Source organism: Klebsiella sp. RC2 (assembly GCF_014192815.1).
Taxonomy (GTDB): domain Bacteria; phylum Pseudomonadota; class Gammaproteobacteria; order Enterobacterales; family Enterobacteriaceae; genus Klebsiella; species Klebsiella variicola.
On sequence record NZ_JACHYL010000002.1, the window covers coordinates 315,722 to 336,032 of the forward strand.

Annotated in this window: 19 protein-coding genes, 1 pseudogene and 1 riboswitch; of the genes and pseudogenes, 8 read left to right on the forward strand and 12 right to left on the reverse strand. The window is 59.8% G+C overall.

Annotated features, from left to right (window positions below):
• Positions 1–979 precede the first annotated feature (979 nt).
• The 6 genes from FHW76_RS06370 to moaA all read right to left on the reverse strand — a co-directional run bounded on the left by FHW76_RS06370 (position 980) and on the right by moaA (position 4,442).
• Complete coding sequence (locus tag FHW76_RS06370) at positions 980–1,684, reverse strand: Bax inhibitor-1/YccA family protein (RefSeq protein WP_004142079.1); 705 nt, start codon at positions 1,682–1,684, stop codon at positions 980–982.
• A 45-nt stretch (positions 1,685–1,729) separates the two neighbouring features.
• Positions 1,730–2,182, reverse strand: a complete 453-nt coding sequence (moaE, locus tag FHW76_RS06375) for a molybdopterin synthase catalytic subunit MoaE (protein WP_008805750.1) — start codon at positions 2,180–2,182, stop codon at positions 1,730–1,732.
• Position 2,183: 1 nt separating this feature from the next.
• Positions 2,184–2,432: a molybdopterin synthase sulfur carrier subunit gene (gene moaD, locus FHW76_RS06380; RefSeq protein WP_012968665.1), complete on the reverse strand. Its 249-nt coding sequence runs from the start codon at positions 2,430–2,432 to the stop codon at positions 2,184–2,186.
• Entirely contained in the window at positions 2,425–2,913 is a 489-nt protein-coding gene (moaC, locus tag FHW76_RS06385) for a cyclic pyranopterin monophosphate synthase MoaC (RefSeq protein WP_008805748.1), read from the reverse strand. Before moaC ends, moaD begins: the two co-directional genes overlap by 8 nt.
• A gap of 3 nt (positions 2,914–2,916) precedes the next feature.
• On the reverse strand, positions 2,917–3,429 hold the full coding sequence (moaB, locus tag FHW76_RS06390; protein WP_008805747.1) for a molybdenum cofactor biosynthesis protein B: 513 nt from the start codon (positions 3,427–3,429) through the stop codon (positions 2,917–2,919).
• Positions 3,430–3,452: 23 nt separating this feature from the next.
• Positions 3,453–4,442, reverse strand: coding sequence for a GTP 3',8-cyclase MoaA (gene moaA / locus FHW76_RS06395; protein WP_183476487.1), 990 nt, complete (start codon positions 4,440–4,442; stop codon positions 3,453–3,455).
• Positions 4,430–4,568, reverse strand: a riboswitch (molybdenum cofactor riboswitch). Its footprint overlaps the gene before it by 13 nt.
• A 208-nt stretch (positions 4,569–4,776) precedes the next feature.
• On the opposite strand from moaA, the gene yvcK reads away from it, so the two are divergent.
• The 4 genes from yvcK (at position 4,777) to pmrB (ending at position 9,198) form a co-directional block, all read left to right on the forward strand.
• The gene (gene yvcK, locus FHW76_RS06400) at positions 4,777–5,682 is read left to right on the forward strand and encodes a uridine diphosphate-N-acetylglucosamine-binding protein YvcK (protein WP_008805745.1); all 906 of its coding nucleotides are present in this window, start codon (positions 4,777–4,779) and stop codon (positions 5,680–5,682) included.
• A gap of 103 nt (positions 5,683–5,785) precedes the next feature.
• Positions 5,786–7,426 carry a phosphoethanolamine transferase EptA gene (eptA, locus tag FHW76_RS06405; RefSeq protein ID WP_183476488.1) on the forward strand — a complete coding sequence of 547 codons (1,641 nt, stop codon included), beginning with the start codon at positions 5,786–5,788 and terminating at the stop codon, positions 7,424–7,426.
• Positions 7,426–8,097 carry a two-component system response regulator PmrA gene (gene pmrA / locus FHW76_RS06410; RefSeq protein WP_048964683.1) on the forward strand — a complete coding sequence of 224 codons (672 nt, stop codon included), beginning with the start codon at positions 7,426–7,428 and terminating at the stop codon, positions 8,095–8,097. The genes eptA and pmrA overlap by 1 nt, the downstream gene beginning before the upstream one ends.
• A 3-nt stretch (positions 8,098–8,100) precedes the next feature.
• Complete coding sequence (gene pmrB, locus FHW76_RS06415; protein WP_012968668.1) at positions 8,101–9,198, forward strand: two-component system sensor histidine kinase PmrB; 1,098 nt, start codon at positions 8,101–8,103, stop codon at positions 9,196–9,198.
• Positions 9,199–9,448: 250 nt separating this feature from the next.
• On the opposite strand, the gene uvrB is transcribed toward pmrB, so the two are convergent.
• Complete coding sequence (gene uvrB, locus FHW76_RS06420; protein WP_008805740.1) at positions 9,449–11,470, reverse strand: excinuclease ABC subunit UvrB; 2,022 nt, start codon at positions 11,468–11,470, stop codon at positions 9,449–9,451.
• 411 nt (positions 11,471–11,881) lie between these two features.
• Here uvrB and FHW76_RS06425 point away from each other — a divergent pair.
• Positions 11,882–12,091, forward strand: a pseudogene (locus tag FHW76_RS06425) (hypothetical protein); the annotation flags it as partial.
• Positions 12,092–12,180: 89 nt separating this feature from the next.
• The gene (locus tag FHW76_RS06430) at positions 12,181–12,903 is read left to right on the forward strand and encodes an ABC transporter ATP-binding protein (RefSeq protein ID WP_008805739.1); all 723 of its coding nucleotides are present in this window, start codon (positions 12,181–12,183) and stop codon (positions 12,901–12,903) included.
• Here the strand turns inward: FHW76_RS06430 and bioD are convergent.
• Genes bioD through bioB form a run of 4 tightly spaced genes read right to left on the reverse strand, consistent with a single transcriptional unit; the run spans position 12,845 to position 16,493 of the window.
• On the reverse strand, positions 12,845–13,567 hold the full coding sequence (gene bioD, locus FHW76_RS06435) for a dethiobiotin synthase (RefSeq protein ID WP_012542397.1): 723 nt from the start codon (positions 13,565–13,567) through the stop codon (positions 12,845–12,847). The two genes, FHW76_RS06430 and bioD, sit on opposite strands and share 59 nt — an antisense overlap.
• On the reverse strand, positions 13,560–14,315 hold the full coding sequence (bioC, locus tag FHW76_RS06440) for a malonyl-ACP O-methyltransferase BioC (RefSeq protein WP_110192836.1): 756 nt from the start codon (positions 14,313–14,315) through the stop codon (positions 13,560–13,562). Before bioC ends, bioD begins: the two co-directional genes overlap by 8 nt.
• Positions 14,299–15,456, reverse strand: a complete 1,158-nt coding sequence (bioF, locus tag FHW76_RS06445) for an 8-amino-7-oxononanoate synthase (protein WP_183476490.1) — start codon at positions 15,454–15,456, stop codon at positions 14,299–14,301. The genes bioC and bioF overlap by 17 nt, the downstream gene beginning before the upstream one ends.
• Positions 15,453–16,493: a biotin synthase BioB gene (bioB, locus tag FHW76_RS06450; RefSeq protein ID WP_135713903.1), complete on the reverse strand. Its 1,041-nt coding sequence runs from the start codon at positions 16,491–16,493 to the stop codon at positions 15,453–15,455. The genes bioF and bioB overlap by 4 nt, the downstream gene beginning before the upstream one ends.
• 85 nt (positions 16,494–16,578) lie before the next feature.
• Between bioB and bioA the strand changes: the two genes are divergently transcribed.
• Entirely contained in the window at positions 16,579–17,868 is a 1,290-nt protein-coding gene (gene bioA, locus FHW76_RS06455) for an adenosylmethionine--8-amino-7-oxononanoate transaminase (protein ID WP_012542401.1), read from the forward strand.
• Positions 17,869–17,938: 70 nt separating this feature from the next.
• Positions 17,939–18,415: a kinase inhibitor gene (locus tag FHW76_RS06460; protein WP_183476492.1), complete on the forward strand. Its 477-nt coding sequence runs from the start codon at positions 17,939–17,941 to the stop codon at positions 18,413–18,415.
• A 513-nt stretch (positions 18,416–18,928) separates the two neighbouring features.
• Here FHW76_RS06460 and FHW76_RS06465 read toward each other — a convergent pair.
• A complete protein-coding gene (locus FHW76_RS06465) occupies positions 18,929–20,311 on the reverse strand; it encodes an amino acid permease (protein ID WP_012968669.1) in 1,383 nt (460 codons plus the stop codon).

Below are 20,311 nucleotides of genomic sequence, written 5' to 3' on the forward strand. Positions count from 1 at the left end.
GGTGAGGGGAAGCACTGCAGTGTGGTTGTTTATGTTATCTGTGGCTTCAGCGTAGTTTGCGCTCCCGGTTAGTCTTCTGCGTTATGTCTCTTACGGCGCAGGGAGCGCACAGGGGCGGCCAGTCGCCGCCGCCCCCTGTACCCCCGGGCTCCGGCCAGCAACATCGCCGCTACGCGGTCCCTTCGACTTATCCCTGCAGGCTTCGGGTCGGGCCGAGGCAGCGTCCATGCAAAACACGGCCCTCAGCCCGCATCCATGCGGGCTGCCCCGGCCTTCCGGGAACGTCTCAGCGATGTTGAGGCCGTCAGCACCGGCAGTTTCAGCAAGAAAGGTGAATAAATTAACGGCAGACCGCACAAACCGTAGGCCGGATAAGCGTAGCGCCATCCGGCACAAGACGGGTATGGCGCCGGAGGTATCCTGCCCGGCGGCGCTGCGCATGCACGGGCCTAAACGCCAGCCGGACGGTTCCCTCTCCCTCCGGGAGAGGGACAGGGTGAGGGGAAGCACTGCGGTGTGGTTGTTTATATTATCTGTGGCTTCAGCGTAGTTTGCGCTCCCGGTTAGTCTTCTGCGTTATGTCATTCATGGCGCAGGGAGCGCACAGGGGGCGGCCAGTCGCCGCCGCCCCCTGTCCCCCCGGGCTCCGGCCAGCAAAATCGCCACTTCGTGGTGCCTTCGACTTATCCCTGCAGGCTTCGGGTCGGGCCGAGGCAGCGTCCCTGCAAAACACGGCCCTCAGCCCGCATCCATGCGGGCTGCCCCGGCCTTCCGGGAACGTCTCAGCGATTTTGAGGCCACCAGCACTGGTAGTTTCAGCCAGCGTGGTGAAGACATTAAAGGCAGGTCGCAAGGACCGTAGGTCGGGTAAGGCGTTAGCCGCCACCCGGCAGCACCACGGGTACCGTGCCTGATGCCATCGCCCGGCGGCGCTGCGCTTGCCGGGCATTAGGAGATGCAACTCTTTGATATTAAGAGGTTAGCGGCGGTTGCCCATAATACGCAGCAGCATCAGGAACAGGTTGATAAAGTCCAGGTACAGCGTTAAGGCCCCGAGGATCGAGTATTTACGCAGCGTAGCGCTGTCGCGGGTGTCAATCTGCTCGCCGATGTTTTTCAGCTTCTGGGTGTCATACGCCGTCAAACCGACAAACAGCACCACCCCAATGTAGGTCACCGCCCACATCAGCGCCTCGCTCTTCAGCCACAAGTTGACCAGCGATGCCAGCACGATGCCAATCAGCCCCATAAACAGCATGCTGCCGAAGCCGCTCAGATCGCGCTTCGTGGTGTAACCATACAAGCTCATCGCCCCGAACATCCCGCCGGTGACCACAAAGGTGCTGGCGATCGATGAGTAGGTATAGGCGATAAAAATGCTCGACAGCGTCAGCCCGGTCAGCGCCGAGTAGAGCATAAACAGCGTGGTGGCCATCCCGGCGCTCAGCCGCTGCACCATCCCCGACAGCACAAACACCAGCGCCAGCTGGGCAATAATCAGCCCGAAGAAAGTGATTTTGCTCGAAAAGACGAACATCATCACCGCCGGGGTATTCGCCGCAAACCACGCGATAAACGCCGTCAGCAGCAGGCCGACCGTCATCCAGCCGTATACCTGCGCCATGTAAGTCTGCAGGCCGGTACGGCCCTGCACGATTGAATCGGAACGCGGATATCTGTCCATGACTCTCTCCTGATTAACAAAGTTTCACCCTGTAAGCGTATCACACTACCAGCGCTCTGCCGCCTGACGATCGCTGTCGCGGGCGTCGACCCAGCGTTCGCCTTCCGGCGTCGCCTCACGCTTCCAGAACGGCGCGCGGGTTTTCAGGTAGTCCATAATAAACTCGCCGGCGGCGAAGGCGCTGCCGCGGTGGGCGCTGGTGACGCCGACAAACACAATCTCTTCCCCCGGCCACATTTCGCCGATGCGGTGGATAACCGTCACCCGGCCCAGCGGCCAGCGCTCGCGCGCCAGGTTGACAATTTCCGCCAGTGATTTCTCGGTCATCCCCGGATAGTGCTCGAGGGTCAGCGCTTTTACGCTGTCGCCAAGATTGTGATTGCGCACTTTACCGGTGAAGGTAACCACCGCACCGTCTTCATCGCGCTCGGCCAGCCACGGATACTCATCGCCGACGCTAAAGCGTGCCGGGCTAACCACGATACGAGTTTGCGTCATCTTAGCCTCCGGTCACCGGCGGGAAGAACGCCACTTCGTCGCCGCTGGCGACCGGATGGTCAAACGCGGTCAGCGTCTGGTTGACTGCCGCCAGCAGCTTGCCCTCTTCCAGGGCCAGCGCCCAGCGGTCGCCGCGAGCGGCAAGCTGCTGACGCACGGCTTCGACGGTTGCCAGGTCGCGGGCGTCGAGCGTCAGGGCATCGGTGCCGACCAGTTCGCGCACCTGGGCGAAAAACAGAACCTTAATCATGGCGTTCGTCCACCTTAAAATCGCCGGACTTGCCGCCGCTTTTCGCCAGCAGGCGCAGCGGGCCAATGACCATATCTTTTTGCACCGCCTTGCACATGTCGTAGATGGTCAGCGCGGCAACGGAGGCGGCGGTCAATGCTTCCATCTCAACGCCGGTTTTACCGGTCAGACGGCAAAGTGACTCAATGCGCACCCGGTTATGCTCCGGCTGCGCCTGCAGATTGACTTCCACTTTGCTCAGCATCAGCGGATGACACAGCGGGATCAGCTCCCAGGTACGTTTTGCCGCCTGGATCCCGGCGATACGCGCGGTGGCGAACACATCGCCTTTATGGTGGCTGCCGTCGATAATCATCGCCAGCGTCGCCGCCTGCATTTCGACATAAGCCTCGGCGCGCGCTTCGCGCACCGTTTCCGCTTTGCCGGAGACATCCACCATATGGGCTTCGCCCGCGGCGTTAATATGGGTCAGTTGTGACATAGATTATTTCTTCAGGTGAGGAATGAAGTTACACGGACGGGTGCGAGCATCCAGCTGCGGGGCAATGATGTTGTCCCACGCCGTGCGGCAGGCTTTGGTCGAGCCCGGCATGGCAAAAATCAGCGTGCGGTTGGCGACGCCGGCCACGGCCCGGGACTGCAGCGTCGAGGTGCCGATCTCTTCGAACGACAGCATGCGGAACACTTCGCCAAAGCCTTCGACCTCACGGTCAAACAGCGGCAGCAGCGCTTCCGGCGCCTGGTCACCCTCGGTGAACCCGGTCCCGCCGGTGATCAGCACCACCTGCACGTCATCGCTGGCGATCCACGCCGACACCTGGGCGCGGATGGCGTAGCGGTTTTCTTTCACAATCGCCTTATCGACGACATGGTGTCCCGCCTCCTGCGCCGCCTCGCGCAGCCAGTGGCCGGAGGTATCATCCTCTTCGCCACGGCGGCTGGAAACAGTAAGAATAGCAATACGGGTCGGAATAAACTCAGCGCTAGCCTGGCTCATCTGAATGCTCCTTTCGAAAACGATTAACCGCCAATATAGGACAGGTTATGCGTAATACCGGTGTTGCCCTGATGCAGGAAATGGGTCTGCTTTTTATGGGTCAAGGCTTCGGCTATCCGCGCTTCCAGCTCGGCCTGTTGCTCGTCCTCAGCCATCAGGTCGCGCAGGTCGACGCCGCCTTCGCCAAACAGACACAGGTGCAGTTTGCCAACGGATGAGACGCGCAGGCGGTTGCAGGTGGCGCAGAAATCTTTTTCATACGGCATGATGAGGCCGATTTCACCGGCGTAATCCGGGTGACAAAAGACCTGCGCCGGGCCATCGCTGCGCTGGCGGATCTGGTGGATCCAGCCGCGGCGCAGCAGCTCGTCGCGCAGCACCATGCCGGAAAGATGGTGACGGCGGAACAGATCGCTGCCCTCTCCGGTTTCCATCAGCTCAATAAAACGCAGCTGAATACGACGGGGTTGGATCCACGCGAGAAAGGTATCGAGCTGGTGATGATTAACATCACGCATCAGCACGGTATTGACCTTCACCTTGTCAAAGCCCGCGGCGAAAGCAGCATCAATGCCGTCCATCACCTGGTGGAACTTGTCCTGGCCGGTGATGGCCTGAAATTGACGGGCGTCGAGGCTATCAACGCTGACGTTAATCGCCGTCAGCCCGGCATCGCGCCAGCGTTCGACATCGCGCGCCAGGCGGTAACCGTTGGTGGTAACCGCAATCTGACGGATCGCCGGGTTTTCACGCACCGCGGCAATGATTTCGGTGAAGTCGCGACGCAGAGAGGGTTCCCCACCGGTGAGGCGAACTTTTTCGGTGCCCAGCGCGGAGAAAGCGCGCGTGACGCGGCGCACTTCGTCTACGCTGAGAAAGCCGTTGTTATTGACGGCGCCGGGTTTGTAGCCGTCCGGCAGGCAGTAGGTGCAACGGAAGTTGCACACATCGGTAATCGACAGACGCAGGTAAAAAAACTTACGCGCGAATGCATCGGTAAGCTGTGAGGCCATATACACCTTTCCAAATACGGGAGGCGCGGTCATTTCTTCCCACGCCCTGGCGACACCCGGAGGGGTCGCGGCCAAACCGCCATATCTTTTGACACAGGCGAAGAGGCTAGAGTGTTAACAGGTTATGCCGATAGTAGCGCGTTACGGACGGTTTCGCCATTTGCGATTTCGTTATATAACATTGTATATATCGCTACCTTCGTGCATTTTCGCTACAGAATAGCCATAAATCATTTTTTTGCCTTGATGTCGGTCAGTTTGTCGGGCTCCTCCCATCGTCTTTTAGGGGTAGATCGGGTAGTGTGTGGCCGTTTATGTGAAATAAGGAATTTCTATGCGCAATCGTACATTCGCTGACCTCGATCGGGTGGTCGCGCTCGGCGGCGGGCATGGTCTGGGCCGGGTGATGTCCTCCCTCTCCTCGCTCGGCTCGCGGCTGACCGGCATTGTCACCACCACCGACAACGGGGGCTCCACCGGGCGGATCCGCCGCTCGGAAGGCGGCATTGCCTGGGGCGATATGCGCAACTGCATCAATCAGTTAATTGCCGAGCCCAGCGTGGCGTCGGCGATGTTCGAGTATCGTTTTAGCGGTAATGGCGAACTTTCCGGGCATAACCTCGGAAATCTGATGTTAAAGGCGCTGGACCACCTGAGCGTGCGGCCTTTAGAAGCTATCAATTTAATCAGAAACCTGCTCAAAGTAGACGCGTTTCTTATCCCGATGTCGGAACAACCGGTGGATTTGATGGCGCTCGATCATGAAGGCCATGAAGTTTACGGCGAAGTGAATATCGATCAGCTCGACAACCTACCGCAGGAGCTGATGCTTACCCCACCGGTACCCGCCACCCGCGAGGCGGTGGAAGCGATCGCCGAAGCCGATCTGATCCTCATCGGCCCGGGCAGCTTTTACACCAGCCTGCTGCCGATCCTGCTGCTCGACGAGATGGCCCAGGCGCTGCGCCGCACCCCGGCGCCGATGGTGTTTATCGATAACCTCGGCAAAGAGCACAGCCCGGCGGCGAGGCTGTCGCTGGCGGAACGCATTGCGATTATGGAGCGCTATGTGGGTAAGCGGGTGGTGGATGCGGTGATCGCCGGGCCAAAAGCCGATATCCGCGGCATCAACGACCGGCTGGTGATCCAGACGCCGCTGGAGGCCAGTGACGTGCCCTATCGCCATGATCGGGCGCTGCTTCGCGGCGCGCTGGAAAAGGCGATTCAGCTTCCTGGCTGACGCTGCGCGCCGGAGGGCCAACCTTCGGTGCACCTTAAAATCTTAAGGTTGTCTTAAAATAGGGCTGGCACTATACGCTTATCTCTTTCTGTGGGTAGGTATTATGTCGTTATTGCCTCTGCGTCGACCGCTCTTCAGCCGCACGACTTATTTGATTCTCTTTGCTTGCTATATCGGTATCTTTCTCAACCTGGCTTTTTATCGCCAGGTTTTCCCGTTACTGCCGGTAAACAGCCTGCATAACTGGCTGGTATTCCTCAGTATGCCGATCGTGGCCATTAGCGTGATGAATATCATCACCACCCTCGCCTCGTTCCTGAAGCTCGATCGGGTGGTCATCAGCCTGTTTATTCTGCTCAGCGCGTCGGCGCAGTACTTTATCTGGAACTTCGGGGTAGTGATCGACCGCAGCATGATCACCAATATCCTCGACACCACTCCGGCGGAGAGCTTTGCTCTGCTCTCCGGCGAAATGATCGCCGTCCTCGGCCTCTCGGGGGTTTTAGCGGTATTCGTCGCCTGGTGGGTGAAAATCCGTAAGCCCGCCACACGGTGGCGCGGCGCGGCGATGCGCCTGCTCAATATCGCCGTTTCGGCGCTGCTGATTATTCTGGTGGCCTCGCTGTTCTACAAAGATTACGCCTCGGTGTTCCGTAACAACAAAGAACTGGTGAAATCCCTGAGTCCCTCCAACAGCATTGTGGCGCTGAACTCGTGGTATGCGCACAACCGCATGGACAATCTGCCGCTGGTGAAGATTGGCGAAGATGCCAGGCAGAAACCAGTGATGCATAGCGGCCCCCGCAAAAACCTGACGATTGTGGTGCTGGGCGAAACCTCGCGCGCCGGGAACTTCTCGCTGGGCGGCTACGATCGGGAGACTAACCCACGCCTGCAACAGGACGACGTGGTGTACTTCCCGAAAACCACCTCCTGCGGCACGGCAACTGCGGTTTCCGTCCCCTGTATGTTCTCCAATATGCCGCGCGCGCATTACGATGAAGAACTGGCGCACCATCAGGAAGGCGTCCTGGATATTCTGCAGCGCGCCGGTGTTCAGGTGCTGTGGAACGACAATGACGGTGGCTGTAAAGGCGCCTGTGACCGTGTACCGCACCAGAACGTCACCGACCTGCACCTCAGCGGTCAGTGCATCGACGGCGAGTGCTACGATGAGGTCCTGTTCCATAATCTGGACAGTTACATCGACAACCTGAAACAGGATGGCATTATCGTACTGCATACTATCGGCAGCCACGGCCCGACCTATTACAACCGCTATCCGGCTGAATTCAAAAAATTCACCCCGACCTGCGATACCAATGAAATCCAAAGTTGTACGCAACAACAGTTGAACAATACCTACGACAACACCATTCTGTATGTCGACTATGTTGTTGATAAAGCGATAAAATTACTGCAATCCAAACAGGATAAATTTACCACTAGTCTGGTTTATTTGTCAGACCACGGCGAATCGCTGGGTGAAGATGGCGTCTATTTGCATGGTCTGCCGTACTCAATTGCGCCGGATACGCAAAAACACGTGCCCATGCTGCTGTGGCTGTCGCCGGATTACCAGCAACGTTACGGTGTCTCCAGCCAGTGTTTGCAACAACAGGCTAAGACGAAGGATTATTCACAAGATAATCTGTTCTCCACCCTGCTCGGCCTGCTCGGCGTCAGCACCCACGAGTACCAGGCAGCAGATGATATTTTAACGCCATGTAGAGAGGCTGGTTGATGAAAATCTTAGTCATTGAAGACGATGCGCTGCTGTTGCAGGGGTTGATTCTGGCGATGCAAAGTGAAGGATACGTATGCGACGGCGTCTCCACAGCGCACGAAGCGGCGCTATCGTTGGCCAGCAATCACTACAGCCTGATCGTCCTCGACCTCGGCCTGCCGGATGAAGACGGTCTGCATTTTCTCACCCGCATGCGGCGGGAGAAGATGACCCAGCCGGTGCTGATCCTCACCGCCCGCGATACGCTTGAGGATCGCATTAGCGGTCTCGATACCGGCGCGGATGACTATCTGGTGAAACCCTTTGCCCTGGAAGAGCTGAATGCGCGCATTCGCGCCCTGCTCCGCCGGCATAATAACCGGGGCGATAACGAAATCAGCGTCGGCGATCTGCGCCTCAACGTCACCCGCCGCCTGGTGTGGCTGGGTGAGGCGGCGCTGGAATTGACGCCAAAAGAGTATGCCCTGCTGTCGCGGCTGATGATGAAAGCCGGTAGCCCGGTGCATCGTGAGATCCTCTACAACGACATCTACAGCTGGGACAACGAGCCGGCGACCAATACCCTTGAGGTGCATATTCATAACCTGCGCGAAAAGATTGGCAAATCGCGGATCCGCACCGTCAGGGGTTTTGGCTATATGCTGGCTAACCACATCGACACGGAATAGACCATGGCTCTGTTTGCAACCGAAACCTGGACCATGCGCCACCGGCTGCTGCTGACCATTGGCGCCATCCTGGTGGTCTGCCAGCTGATCAGCGTCTTCTGGCTATGGCATGAGAGCAAAGAGCAGATCCAGCTGCTGGTGGCCAGCGCCATCGAAGGCCACAATAACCAGAAACATGTGGAGCATGAGGTACGGGAAGCGGTCGCCAGCCTGCTGGTGCCGAGCCTGTTGATCGTTGGCCTGGCGCTGTATATCAGCATGCTGGCGGTGCGCAAGATCACCCGCCCGCTCTCCCGACTGCAAAGCGAGCTGGAGAGCCGCACGCCGGACAACCTCACCCCCATCGTGCTCAGCGAATCGGTGCCCGAAGTCACGGCGGTGACCACCGCCCTGAATCAGCTGGTTTCCCGCCTCAATCTGACCCTCGACCGTGAGCGGCTGTTTACCGCCGACGTGGCGCATGAGCTACGTACCCCGCTGGCCGGCCTGCGGTTGCACCTCGAACTACTGGCGAAAGTGCACGGCGTGGGCGTCGACCCACTGATCCAGCGCCTCGACCAGATGACCACCAGCATTTCGCAACTGCTGCAGCTGGCGCGCGTCGGACAGTCTTTTTCCGCCGGCAGCTATCAGCAGGTGCTGCTGCTGGATGACGTGGTCAAACCGCTGCAGGATGAGCTGGAGACCATGCTGGCGCAGCGTCAGCAGCGGCTGCTGCTGACGGATGTCGAAAGCGAGGCCATCGTCTCTGGCGACGCGACGTTAATCCGTGTGATCCTGCGCAATCTGGTGGAGAATGCTCACCGCTACAGCCCGGAAGGGTCAACTATCCGCGTGTCGGTGAAAGCGGGCCTGATGCCGGTGATGGCGGTGGAAGATGAAGGCCCAGGGATTGATGAGGCGAAAAGCGGCGAACTCAGTAAAGCGTTTGTGCGCATGGACAGTCGCTACGGCGGCATAGGCCTCGGACTGAGCATCGTCACGCGCATTGCTCAGCTGCATGACGCCCAGTTCTTCCTGCACAACCGCCAGCCGGGGCCCGGCGTCCGCGCGTGGGTGTTATTCCCGCGGCGCGCGGGTCAGAACGTCAGTACCCACTGATGGAAAAAGGCAACAATAATAACCAGGGCGGTGGCGACCGCCAGATATTCACGGAAGTTGATTTTTTGCATGGGCGCTATCCTCATCATGGGGAGGTTAGTGTCGCCTGGCGAGATTAAGCAAACATTAAGAAGGCCGCAATGCGGCCTTTTTTCTTCTCAAAGGTTTGCTATCTGGTAGCGGGACAATGAGAGAAGCGTCCCGCCTTCACTACGCCCCACACGCCCACTCCGGCAGTATGCGCCGGGACTCAGGAGGCGGCGATAAACAGCTCGCGCAGCTGATGCAACTGGTCGCGAATTTGCGCCGCCTCTTCGAACTCGAGGTTCTGGGCGTGCTGCATCATCTGCCCTTCCAGCTCGTGGATCTTCTGCTGCAGCGCTTTTGGCGTCATCTCCACGGCGCTAAGCCCGGCAGGCTCAACGGCCTTCGCTTTACCGCGCCCTTTGGCTTTAGTTTTCGCCAGGCCCTGGCCCAACTGCAGGATATCCACCACTTTCTTGTTGAGGCCCTGCGGTACGATGCCATGCTCTTCGTTATAACGCTGCTGTTTCTCCCGTCGACGCTCGGTCTCGCCAATGGCTTTGGCCATGGAAGGGGTGATCTTATCGCCGTAAAGGATGGCCTTGCCGTTGATGTTTCGCGCCGCGCGGCCGATGGTCTGGATAAGCGAGCGTTCGGAGCGCAGGAAGCCCTCTTTATCGGCATCCAGGATCGCCACCAGCGACACCTCCGGCATATCCAGCCCCTCACGCAGCAGGTTGATCCCTACCAGCACGTCAAACTCGCCAAGGCGCAGGTCGCGGATAATCTCCATGCGCTCGACGGTGTCGATATCCGAGTGCAGATAGCGCACCCGCTCGCCGTGCTCCTCAAGATACTCGGTTAAATCCTCCGCCATCCGCTTAGTGAGGGTGGTCACCAGCACGCGCTCGTTGATGGCCGTGCGCAGGCGGATCTCTGACAACAGATCGTCTACCTGGGTGGCTACCGGCCGCACTTCGATGATCGGGTCAAGCAGACCGGTCGGCCGCACCACCTGATCCACCACTTCGCCGCCGGATTTATCCAGCTCGTAGGCGCCGGGGGTTGCCGAGACGTAGATGGTTTGCGGGGCCAGCGCTTCAAATTCTTCAAACTTCATCGGCCGGTTATCCAGCGCCGACGGCAGGCGGAAACCGTACTCCACCAGCGTCTCTTTGCGCGCCCGGTCGCCCCGGTACATACCGCCGATCTGCGGCACCGTAACGTGGGATTCGTCTATCACCAGCAGACCGTCTGCCGGCAGATAGTCAAACAGAGTGGGCGGCGGCTCGCCGGGCCCGCGACCGGAAAGGAAGCGCGAGTAGTTTTCAATGCCCGAGCAGTAGCCCAGTTCGTTCATCATTTCGAGGTCGAACTGGGTACGCTGGGTTAAGCGCTGCTCTTCCAGAAGCTTGTTGTTGGCCAGCAGAACCTTGCGCCGCTCCGCCAGCTCCAGCTTGATCTCTTCCATCGCCTGGACGATGCGTTCCCGCGGCGTCACGTAGTGGGTCTTGGGATAAATGGTGTAGCGCGGCACCGTCGATTCCACGTGGCCGGTGAGCGGGTCGAACAGCGACAGGCGCTCGACCTCTTCATCAAACAGCTCAATGCGCAGCGCGATATCGTCGGATTCCGCCGGGAAGACGTCGATCACCTCGCCGCGCACGCGAAAGGTGCCGCGCTGGAAGGCCTGATCGTTGCGGGTATACTGCAGTTCGGCCAGACGGCGCAGGATAGCGCGCTGGTCAATCAGCATCCCGACCGTCAGGTGCAGCATCATCTTCAGGTACAGGTCCGGGTCGCCGAGGCCGTAGATAGCCGAGACTGACGCCACTACCACCACGTCGCGCCGCTCGAGCAGCGCTTTGGTCGCCGACAAGCGCATCTGCTCGATATGTTCGTTTACCGAGGCGTCCTTCTCAATGAAGGTATCTGAGCTGGGGACGTAGGCTTCCGGCTGATAGTAATCGTAGTAGGAGACGAAATACTCGACGGCATTCTCCGGGAAAAACTCTTTCATCTCGCCGTAGAGCTGGGCCGCCAGGGTTTTGTTTGGCGCCAGCACCATCGTCGGCCGCTGCAGGTCGGCAATTACGTTGGCGATGGTGAAGGTTTTACCGGAGCCGGTGACCCCCAGCAGCGTTTGATGCGCGAGCCCATCCTCCAGCCCCTCTTCCAGGCGGCGGATGGCTTCCGGTTGGTCTCCGGAGGGGCGAAAGGCGGAATGCAGAACAAACGATTTACTCATTGATCAAAACCTGAAGATGGATTTAGCGGCCGGTGTTTAATTCTACCCTCCGGGCCATTTTTTGCCAACAAATTATACTGGATATTTAAACAGTACATCACTATGATAGCGTCAGTAAACGGCTTATTTCGGCGCCATGGTGCGCATAAAACGCGCACCGGGTGGAATAATCCTCCGGCCGGCAGGGTTATCCCCAGAAATTTTTACCTTTTAACATTTGTCAAGCGGACGGGTGAAAGTTTTATGGCAGTAGATGACGCTTTTCTTACACCCATTGATTTTATCTAACAAGTTGATATTTAATGACTTTAAAGAAAAGACGCCTTTCGCGCCAATTCAGCCGCAGGCCGCGTACGCTCTAGCTTACCGCAGGTTTTCTAACTCTAATACACAAGGTTATCCACAGGAATAGTGGATAACTGTCTGCAGCCCAAGACCGCCGCCGCCCGGCGCAAATCGACTTTCGCTGTAAACCGTGCGGCGAAAAATTTTTATCGAACTATTTTTGATAACTATCCGTTTAAAGCCGCTCGATTTTTGCTGCTTTTTGCACCACCCTTTAGCGTCGGGCACCGGAAAAGTGCAGCGCCCGCGCTGACTATGCCCGATGGTGTCGGCGTTTCGCGGTTTTTTCCGAGCGTTCTTTTTCCTGGCAAGAGTTTTGCAGCATCTTTCTGTCGCCCTGACGCCAGGATAAGGAGAAAACGTCCATGTTGAATTTACAGGCAGTAAATCATTTTTACGGTAATCAGCACTCGCTGTGGAATGTCGATCTTGAACTACGCCCGGGAGAGTGCATTGGCGTACTGGGACGCGAGGGAATGGGAAAAACCACCCTGGTCAACTGCATTGCCGGCCATCTGCCGGTGGCCAGCGGTCGGATGACCTGGCATGACATTGGCGCCCCGCCGTGCGATCTCACCCCCCTGTCCGCTCAGTCGCGCAGCGCCATCGGCATCGGCTACGTGCCGCAGGATAAACGCATCTTTTCCCAGCTCAGCGTGGAAGAGAACCTGCATATTGCCCTGGCGGCCGGGAAACCCGGGGCTAACGCCAGCGGCGGCGAAATTTATGACCATTTTCCCGAACTCTATGCGCTACGGCAGCGCAAAGGCGCTTCGCTAAGCGCCGACGATCAGTACCAGCTGGCGCTGGCCAGGGCGCTGATCGTCCAGCCACGACTGCTGATCCTTGACGAACCCTCACGCGGCGCAGGGCCGCGCTGCCTGCAAAAGCTGGCGGAATTGCTGCTGCGGTTAAATCGCGATATCGGTCTGACGGTGCTGCTCGCCGAGCAGCACCTGCCCTTTATCCGCCGGGTGGCGGATCGGTTCTGTGTCCTTCACCGGGGGCGTAATGTCGCCGAGGGCGATATTATGGCGCTGGATGAACCGCTGCTGGCGCAGTGGATGACGCCAGATCCAGCGCGCTGAGATCCAGATACTGGCCGAGATCGTCGCGCTGCGCGATATCGACAAGCCACGGTATTTCACCAAGAAACGGCGCGGCCAACCGGTTTTTCAGCGTCGCCAGATATTCGCCATGGCGCTTGCCCGGCGGCTGCACGTCATTGGCGATCCAGCCCGCCAGCGGCAGCCCCGCCTGGCGCACCGCCTGGGCGGTAAGCATCGCATGGTTGATACAGCCGAGCTTGACCCCCACCACCAGAATCACCGGCAGCTGCTCCTGCTGCGCCCAGTCGGCGAAGGTCAGGGTGTCCGAGAGCGGCGTAAACCAGCCGCCGGCCCCTTCCACCAGTACCCAGTCTGCCAGGCGCTCCAGTTCGCGTAAGCCACTGGAAAGCGCCGCCGCGGCAATCGGTCGCCCTTCATCGGCGCTAATAATATGCGGCGAGGTCGGTTCGGCAAAAGTATAAGGGTTGACCTGTTCATAGCTCAGCGCCACCCGGCTATTACGCTGCAGGGCCAGCGCATCTTCATTGCGTAACCCTTGTGCGGTCAGGTCGCTACCGGAAGCCACCGGTTTATAGCCGGCGGTGTTAAAACCCAACTGGTTCGCCGCCTGCAGCAGTGCGCTGCTGGCGACCGTTTTCCCGACTTCAGTATCGGTTCCGGTGACGAAAAAACGTTTAGTCACGTTCAATGACTCCTGTAAAAAGATAATACGTCAGCGGGCAGATACCCTGCTGTTGCGGCCAGGCCAGCTGCAGTTCGCGCAGTTTGCCGCGGCCAAGCGGGGCGGATGCCCTCCCCTGGTGCAAATGGGTAGCGCCGATGCCCTTCAGGGAGCGCATAGCGCTCAGCGCATCGGCGAACGGCAGGCTAATCTGATGAACGATGCCTTCGGCGCGCAGGCCGCTCAGCGCCGCCCTTACCGCCGGTTCGCTGAGAAAACGGTTGGCATGCGGACGGTCGTCAATAGCCTGCCACGCCTGATTAAGCTCCGGCAGCGATCCGGCCAGCAGCGTGGTAAACGCCACCCGCCCGCCGGGTCGCACCACCCGGCACAGCTCGCCGATCGCCGCGCGCAGATCGTCGCACCACTGCACCGCCAGGTTGCTCCATGCCAGATCGACGCAGCCATCCGGCAGCGGCAGCGCTTCGATATCGCCCTGCAGATAATGCTGCGCGGCGTCGTGGCGCTGCGCCTGGGCCAGCATGCCGGCGGAGAGATCCAGCGCGGTTACCACGCTGCCCGCCTCACGCCAGTAGCGGCTCATGCTGCCGGGGCCGCAGCCGGCATCCAGCACCTGGGCAAAATCGCGGCGCGCCAGCTGGCGCAGCAGCAGATCGGCGCTGCGCCGCTGCAGTTCATCATGTTGCGTATAGACGCTGGCCGCCCGGCCAAACGCCGCGGCCACCGCCTGCTTATTCACCGTGACCATGCAGCGCCTCCAGTAAACGGTTAATGTCCTCAGCCTGATGAGCGGCGGTCAGGGTCAGACGCAGGCGAGCGCTGCCGACCGGCACCGTCGGTGGACGGATCGCCGTCGCCCAGCAGCCGGCCTCGCGCAGACGGCAGGCCAGGCTCAGCGCTCGCGCGTTATCGCCGACGATCAGCGGCTGGATCGCGCTGACGGAATCGGTCAGCCCCAGCGACACATCGCCCATCCCTGCACGGAACTGACGGATGCGGGCGGCCAGGGTTTCCCGCCGCTGCTGGCCCTCATCGCTACGAATAACCCGCAGCGCCGCGCTCAGCGCCACCGCCTGGGCGGGCGGCATGGCGGTGCTGTAGATCAGATGACGGGCAAACTGCAGCAGATAATCCGCCATCGATTCGCTACACAGTACCGCCGCGCCGCTCACCCCAAACGCCTTACCGAAGGTGACCACCAGCAGATCCGGGCGCACCCCCTGCGCGGCGCAGCTTCCACGCCCTTCCTCACCAACCACGCCGATGCCGTGGGCGTCATCCGCCAGCAATAACGCCCCGGCGGTCTGCGCTGCGGCGTGAATGGCCGCCAGCGGCGCGCTGTCGCCGTCCATACTGAAAATGCCTTCAGTCACCACTAACTGCAGACCGTCCAGCGGTTTCGCCAGCAGCTGCGCGAGCTGCTGCGGATCGTTGTGGGCAAAGCGCCGCAGCTGGGCCGGGCTGAGGCTCGCCGCTTCCAGCAGGGAGGCGTGGCTCAGGCGGTCGGCGACAATCCGATCCTCTTTTTCCGCCAGCGCGGCAACCAGTGCCTGATTGGCGGCAAAGCCGGAGATAAACAGTAGCGCGCGCGGGTAACCGAGCCAGTCGGCAAGTTCCTCTTCCAGCGCGCGGTGGGCCTCACTATAGCCGCTCACGTGGCCCGATCCGCCGGAGCCGACGCCATAACGTTCCGCCCCCTGCTGCCAGGCGGCGATAATGCCGGCATGCTGGCTCAGGCCCAGGTAATCATTGCTGGAGAAGTTGAGCCAGCGCTCCCCTTCGCGCTCCAGCCAGCGTCCGGCGCCGTGGCTTACCGGCAGGCGGCGGCGAAACGCATCCGTCTGCTGCCGCTCGTCCAGCGCCCGCTCGATTCGTTGCTGCCAGGTCATAGCGCCGCCGCGTTGTAATATTCCTCAGTGTCGGGGGTGAGTAGGGCCTGCTCCAGGCGCTGCTGCTGCTCATTATCGCCTTCCAGTACCGCCGTCTGCTGCGGGTTGATCCCCAGCTTGCGGAACAGCTGCAGGTCTTTGTCCTCTTCCGGGTTCGGCGTGGTGAGCAGCTTGCAGCCGTAAAAAATCGAGTTCGCCCCGGCCATAAAGCACATCGCCTGGGTCTGCTCGTTCATCTGTTCGCGGCCGGCGGAGAGACGCACGTAAGAGGTGGGCATCATGATGCGTGCGATGGCGATGGTGCGGATGAAATCGAAAGCGTCGACATCATCGTTATCCGCCAGCGGCGTGCCTTTAACTTTCACCAGCATGTTGATCGGCACACTCTCCGGCGGCGTCGGCAGATTAGCCAGCTGCAGCAGCAGCCCGGCGCGATCTTTTACGGTCTCTCCCAGCCCGACGATGCCGCCGGAGCAGACTTTGATCCCGGCATCGCGCACTTTATCCAGCGTATCCAGACGCTCCTGATAGGTACGGGTGGTGATGATGTTGCCGTAAAATTCCGGCGAGGTGTCGAGGTTATGGTTGTAGTAATCAAGCCCCGCACCGGCCAGGCGCTGCGCCTGGCTATCGGTAAGGGTACCGAGCGTCATACAGGACTCCAGACCCAGCGCCTTGACGCCTTTCACCATCTGCTCCAGATAGGGCATATCGCGGTCATTGGGGTTCTTCCACGCTGCGCCCATGCAGAAGCGGGTGGAGCCGGCGTTTTTCGCCTGACGTGCCGACTCCAGCACCTGCTCGACCTCCATCAGGCGCTCGGTTTCGAGGCCGGTTTTGTAGCGTGCGCTTTGCGGGCAATATTTACAGTCTTCCGGACAAGCGCCGGTTTTAATCGACAGCAACGTACTGACCTGCACCTGACGCGGGTCAAAATGCTGGCGGTGGATTTGCTGCGCTTCGAATAACAGATCGATGAGTGGTTTATTAAATAACTCAGTAACTTGCGACATTGTCCAGCGTGCGTGGTGAGCCATTAGCCTCTCCAAAAGGTTTTGTTAATTTGCGGTTCGGTTTATACTCGTAAACCTAAATGTTTTCAAAATGGTTTACAAGTCGCTTATGACACTGGACGATCTCGCCTTCGATCGGCGCCACATCTGGCACCCCTACACCTCTATGACTTCTCCCCTGCCGGTCTACCCGGTGGTTTCCGCCCACGGGTGCGAGCTGTCCCTCGCCGGCGGTGAACAACTGGTTGACGGCATGTCCTCCTGGTGGGCGGCGATCCACGGCTACAATCACCCGCGCCTCAATGCGGCGATGAAAGCGCAGATCGATCAGATGTCGCACGTGATGTTTGGCGGGATCACCCATCCGTCGGCGGTGGCGCTGTGCCGCCAACTGGTGGCGATGACCCCGGAATCGCTGGAGTGCGTTTTCCTCGCCGATTCCGGTTCGGTGGCGGTAGAGGTGGCGATGAAAATGGCGCTGCAGTACTGGCAGGCCAAAGGCCAGCCGCGTCGTCGTTTCCTGACCTTCCGCAACGGCTATCATGGCGACACGTTCGGCGCGATGTCGGTCTGCGATCCGCAGAATTCAATGCACAGCCTGTGGCAGGGCTATCTGCCGGATAACCTGTTTGCCCCCGCGCCGCAAAGCCGCTTCGACGGCGAGTGGGATGAGCTGGATATGGTGCCGTTTGCCCGCCTGATGGCCGCGCATCGCCACGACATCGCCGCGGTGATCCTCGAACCGATCGTCCAGGGCGCCGGCGGAATGCGGATGTACCATCCGGAGTGGCTGAGGCGGGTGCGTAAAATGTGCGACCGGGAAGGGATTTTGCTGATCGCCGATGAGATTGCTACCGGCTTTGGCCGCACCGGCAAACTGTTCGCCTGCGAACACGCTGGTATCGCCGCCGATATTCTGTGTCTGGGTAAAGCGCTGACCGGCGGCACCATGACTCTTTCCGCCGCACTGACCACCCGCGAGATCGCGGAAACCATCAGCAATGGCGAAGCCGGCTGCTTTATGCACGGCCCCACCTTTATGGGCAATCCGCTGGCCTGCGCGGTGGCAAGCGAAAGCCTGCGCCTGCTGGAGAGCGGCGAGTGGCAACAGCAGGTGGCGGCGATTGAAGCCCAACTACAGGCCGAGCTGGCTTCGGCGCGGGGATCTGCGCTGGTCGCCGATGTGCGCGTGCTGGGCGCGATTGGCGTGGTTGAAACCCGGCGTCCGGTAAATATGGCCGCCCTGCAGCGCTTTTTCGTCGAACAAGGGGTGTGGATCCGCCCGTTTGGCCGTCTGATTTATCTGATGCCCCCGTACATCATCACGCCCAAACAGCTGACCCGCCTGACCCGTGCGGTCAACCTGGCCGTGCAGGACGAAACATTTTTTAGCGAATAAACAGCGGATTTGCGCCGCCGGGAAGGCTACACTTCTTTGTTAATCTGCACATTATCAATGAGGATGAAGCATGAAATTGATCAGTCACGATCTCCAGGACGGCGGCAAGCTGCCTAACCGTCACGTCTTCAACGGCATGGGCTATGATGGCGACAATATTTCGCCGCACCTGATGTGGGATGATGTGCCCGCGGGCACCAAAAGCTTTGTCGTCACCTGCTACGACCCGGATGCACCGACCGGCTCCGGCTGGTGGCACTGGGTGATAGTCAACCTGCCTGCCGATACTCGGGTGCTACCGCAGGGTGCCGGCTCCGGTCAGGCGGAGCTACCGGAAGAGGCCGTTCAGACCCGCACCGATTTTGGTAAGGCAGGCTACGGCGGCGCGGCACCGCCGAAGGGTGAAACCCACCGCTACATTTTTACCGTCCACGCGCTGGATATCGATAAGATTGATGTCGATGCCGAGGCGAGCGGCGCGATGGTCGGCTTTAACGTCCATTTCCATTCGCTCGCCAGCGCTTCCATCACCGCCCTGTTCAGTTAATTATCCCCCCGGATAGCGGCTTGCGCCTTATCCGGGCAACCCACGGTGCCGGTATATTGTCGGGTGGCGCTGCGCTTACCCGACCTACGGTCCGTGCGGCCTGCCTTTAATTTATTCACCATGCTTGCTGAAACTGCCGATGCTGGCGGCCTCAACATCGCTGAGACGTTCCCGGAAGGCAGGGGCAGCCCGCATGGATGCGGGCTGAGGGCCGTGTTTTGCAAGGACGCTGCCTCGGCCCGACCCGAAGCCTGCAGGGATAAGTCGAAGGCACCACGAAGTGGCGATGTTGCTGGCCGGAGCCCGGGGGTACAGGGGGCGGCGGCGACTGGCCGCCCCCTGTGCGCTCCCTGCGCCATGAGGGACATAACGCAGAAGAAATATTGGGAGCGCAATGTGTCGGAATTAACACAAAGCACATGTTTTCCCCGACCAAAACCGTTGCAAACCGATAACAGTATCTACGGTCCAAACGTAGCCCCGGTAAGCGCAGCGCCACCGGGGAGATTGACCTTACTGTTCCGTGGCCACCTGCAGCGCGGTTTTACGCACGCGCGCGTACCACACCACCGTCAGCAGCCCCAACCAGACCAACCCGGCTAACAGCGCCACGCGCGTCTCTTCCACCATTCCCAGCACGGCGATCACCAGCCCCATAAACAGTAGCGTCAACAGCGGGCCAACCGGCCAGAAGGGGATCGGGAATTCGATCTTACTGCGCTCTTCGGCCGACAAACCGCGACGCATCGAGAAATGAGAGAGCAGGATCATCAGCCATACCCAGACGGTGGCGAACGCCGCCAGCGAGGCAATCAGGACAAAGACCTGTTCCGGCATCAGATAGTTAAGCACCACCGCCACCAGCAGCGCCACGCCCATCACCACCACCGTCATCCAGGGTACACCGTTGCTGGCGAGCCGCTGGAAGCACTTCGGCGCCAGCCCCTCTTTCGACATGCCGTACATCATGCGCCCGGCGCCAAAAATATCGCTGTTAATCGCCGAGATACTGGCGCTAATCACGATGATATTCAGCACGGTCGCCGCCGCCGGGATCCCCAGACCATCGAAGATCAGCACAAACGGACTGCCCTGCTCGCCAAAACTATTCCACGGGAAGATCGCCATCAGCACCGCCAGGGTGCAGACGTAAAACAGAATAATACGCAGCGGAATGGTGTTGATGGCCTGCGGGATGACCTTCTTCGGGTTCTGCGCTTCCGCCGCCGTGACGCCGATAATTTCCACGCCGCCGAAAGCGAACATCACGATGCCAAGCGAGGCGATGATCCCCTGCCAGCCATGTGGCGCAAAGCCGCCGTGGCTCCACAAATTTTCCAGCCCGGTGGCCGGGAAACTATGGCCAAAGCCAAAGAAGATGATCCCCGCGCCCGCCGCCATCATGGCGATAATCGCCACCACTTTAATCAGCGACAGCCAGAACTCCATCTCGCCAAACACCCGCACGTTGCACAGGTTCATCGCGCCAATAAAGAAAATGATGCTGAGGATCCAGATCCAGCGCGGCACATCGGGATACCACAACCCCATATAGATACCGAACGCGGTGACGTCGGCCAGCGCCACGATCACCATTTCAAAGGTATAGGTCCAGCCGGTGATAAACCCGGCGAGCGGCCCGAGATACTGGCGCGCATAGCTGCCAAAGGAGCCGGAAACCGGATTGCGCACCGCCATTTCACCCAGCGCGCGCATGACCATAAAGACCGCCGCGCCGCCAATCAGGTAGGCCAGCAGCACCGCCGGGCCCGCCGCCTTAATGGCGGAGGCCGAACCGTAGAACAGCCCGGTGCCGATAGCGGAACCGAGCGCAATAAAACGAATGTGTCGGGCATTCAGCCCGCGCAGCAGATGCGGTTTGTGTTGTTGTTGCAT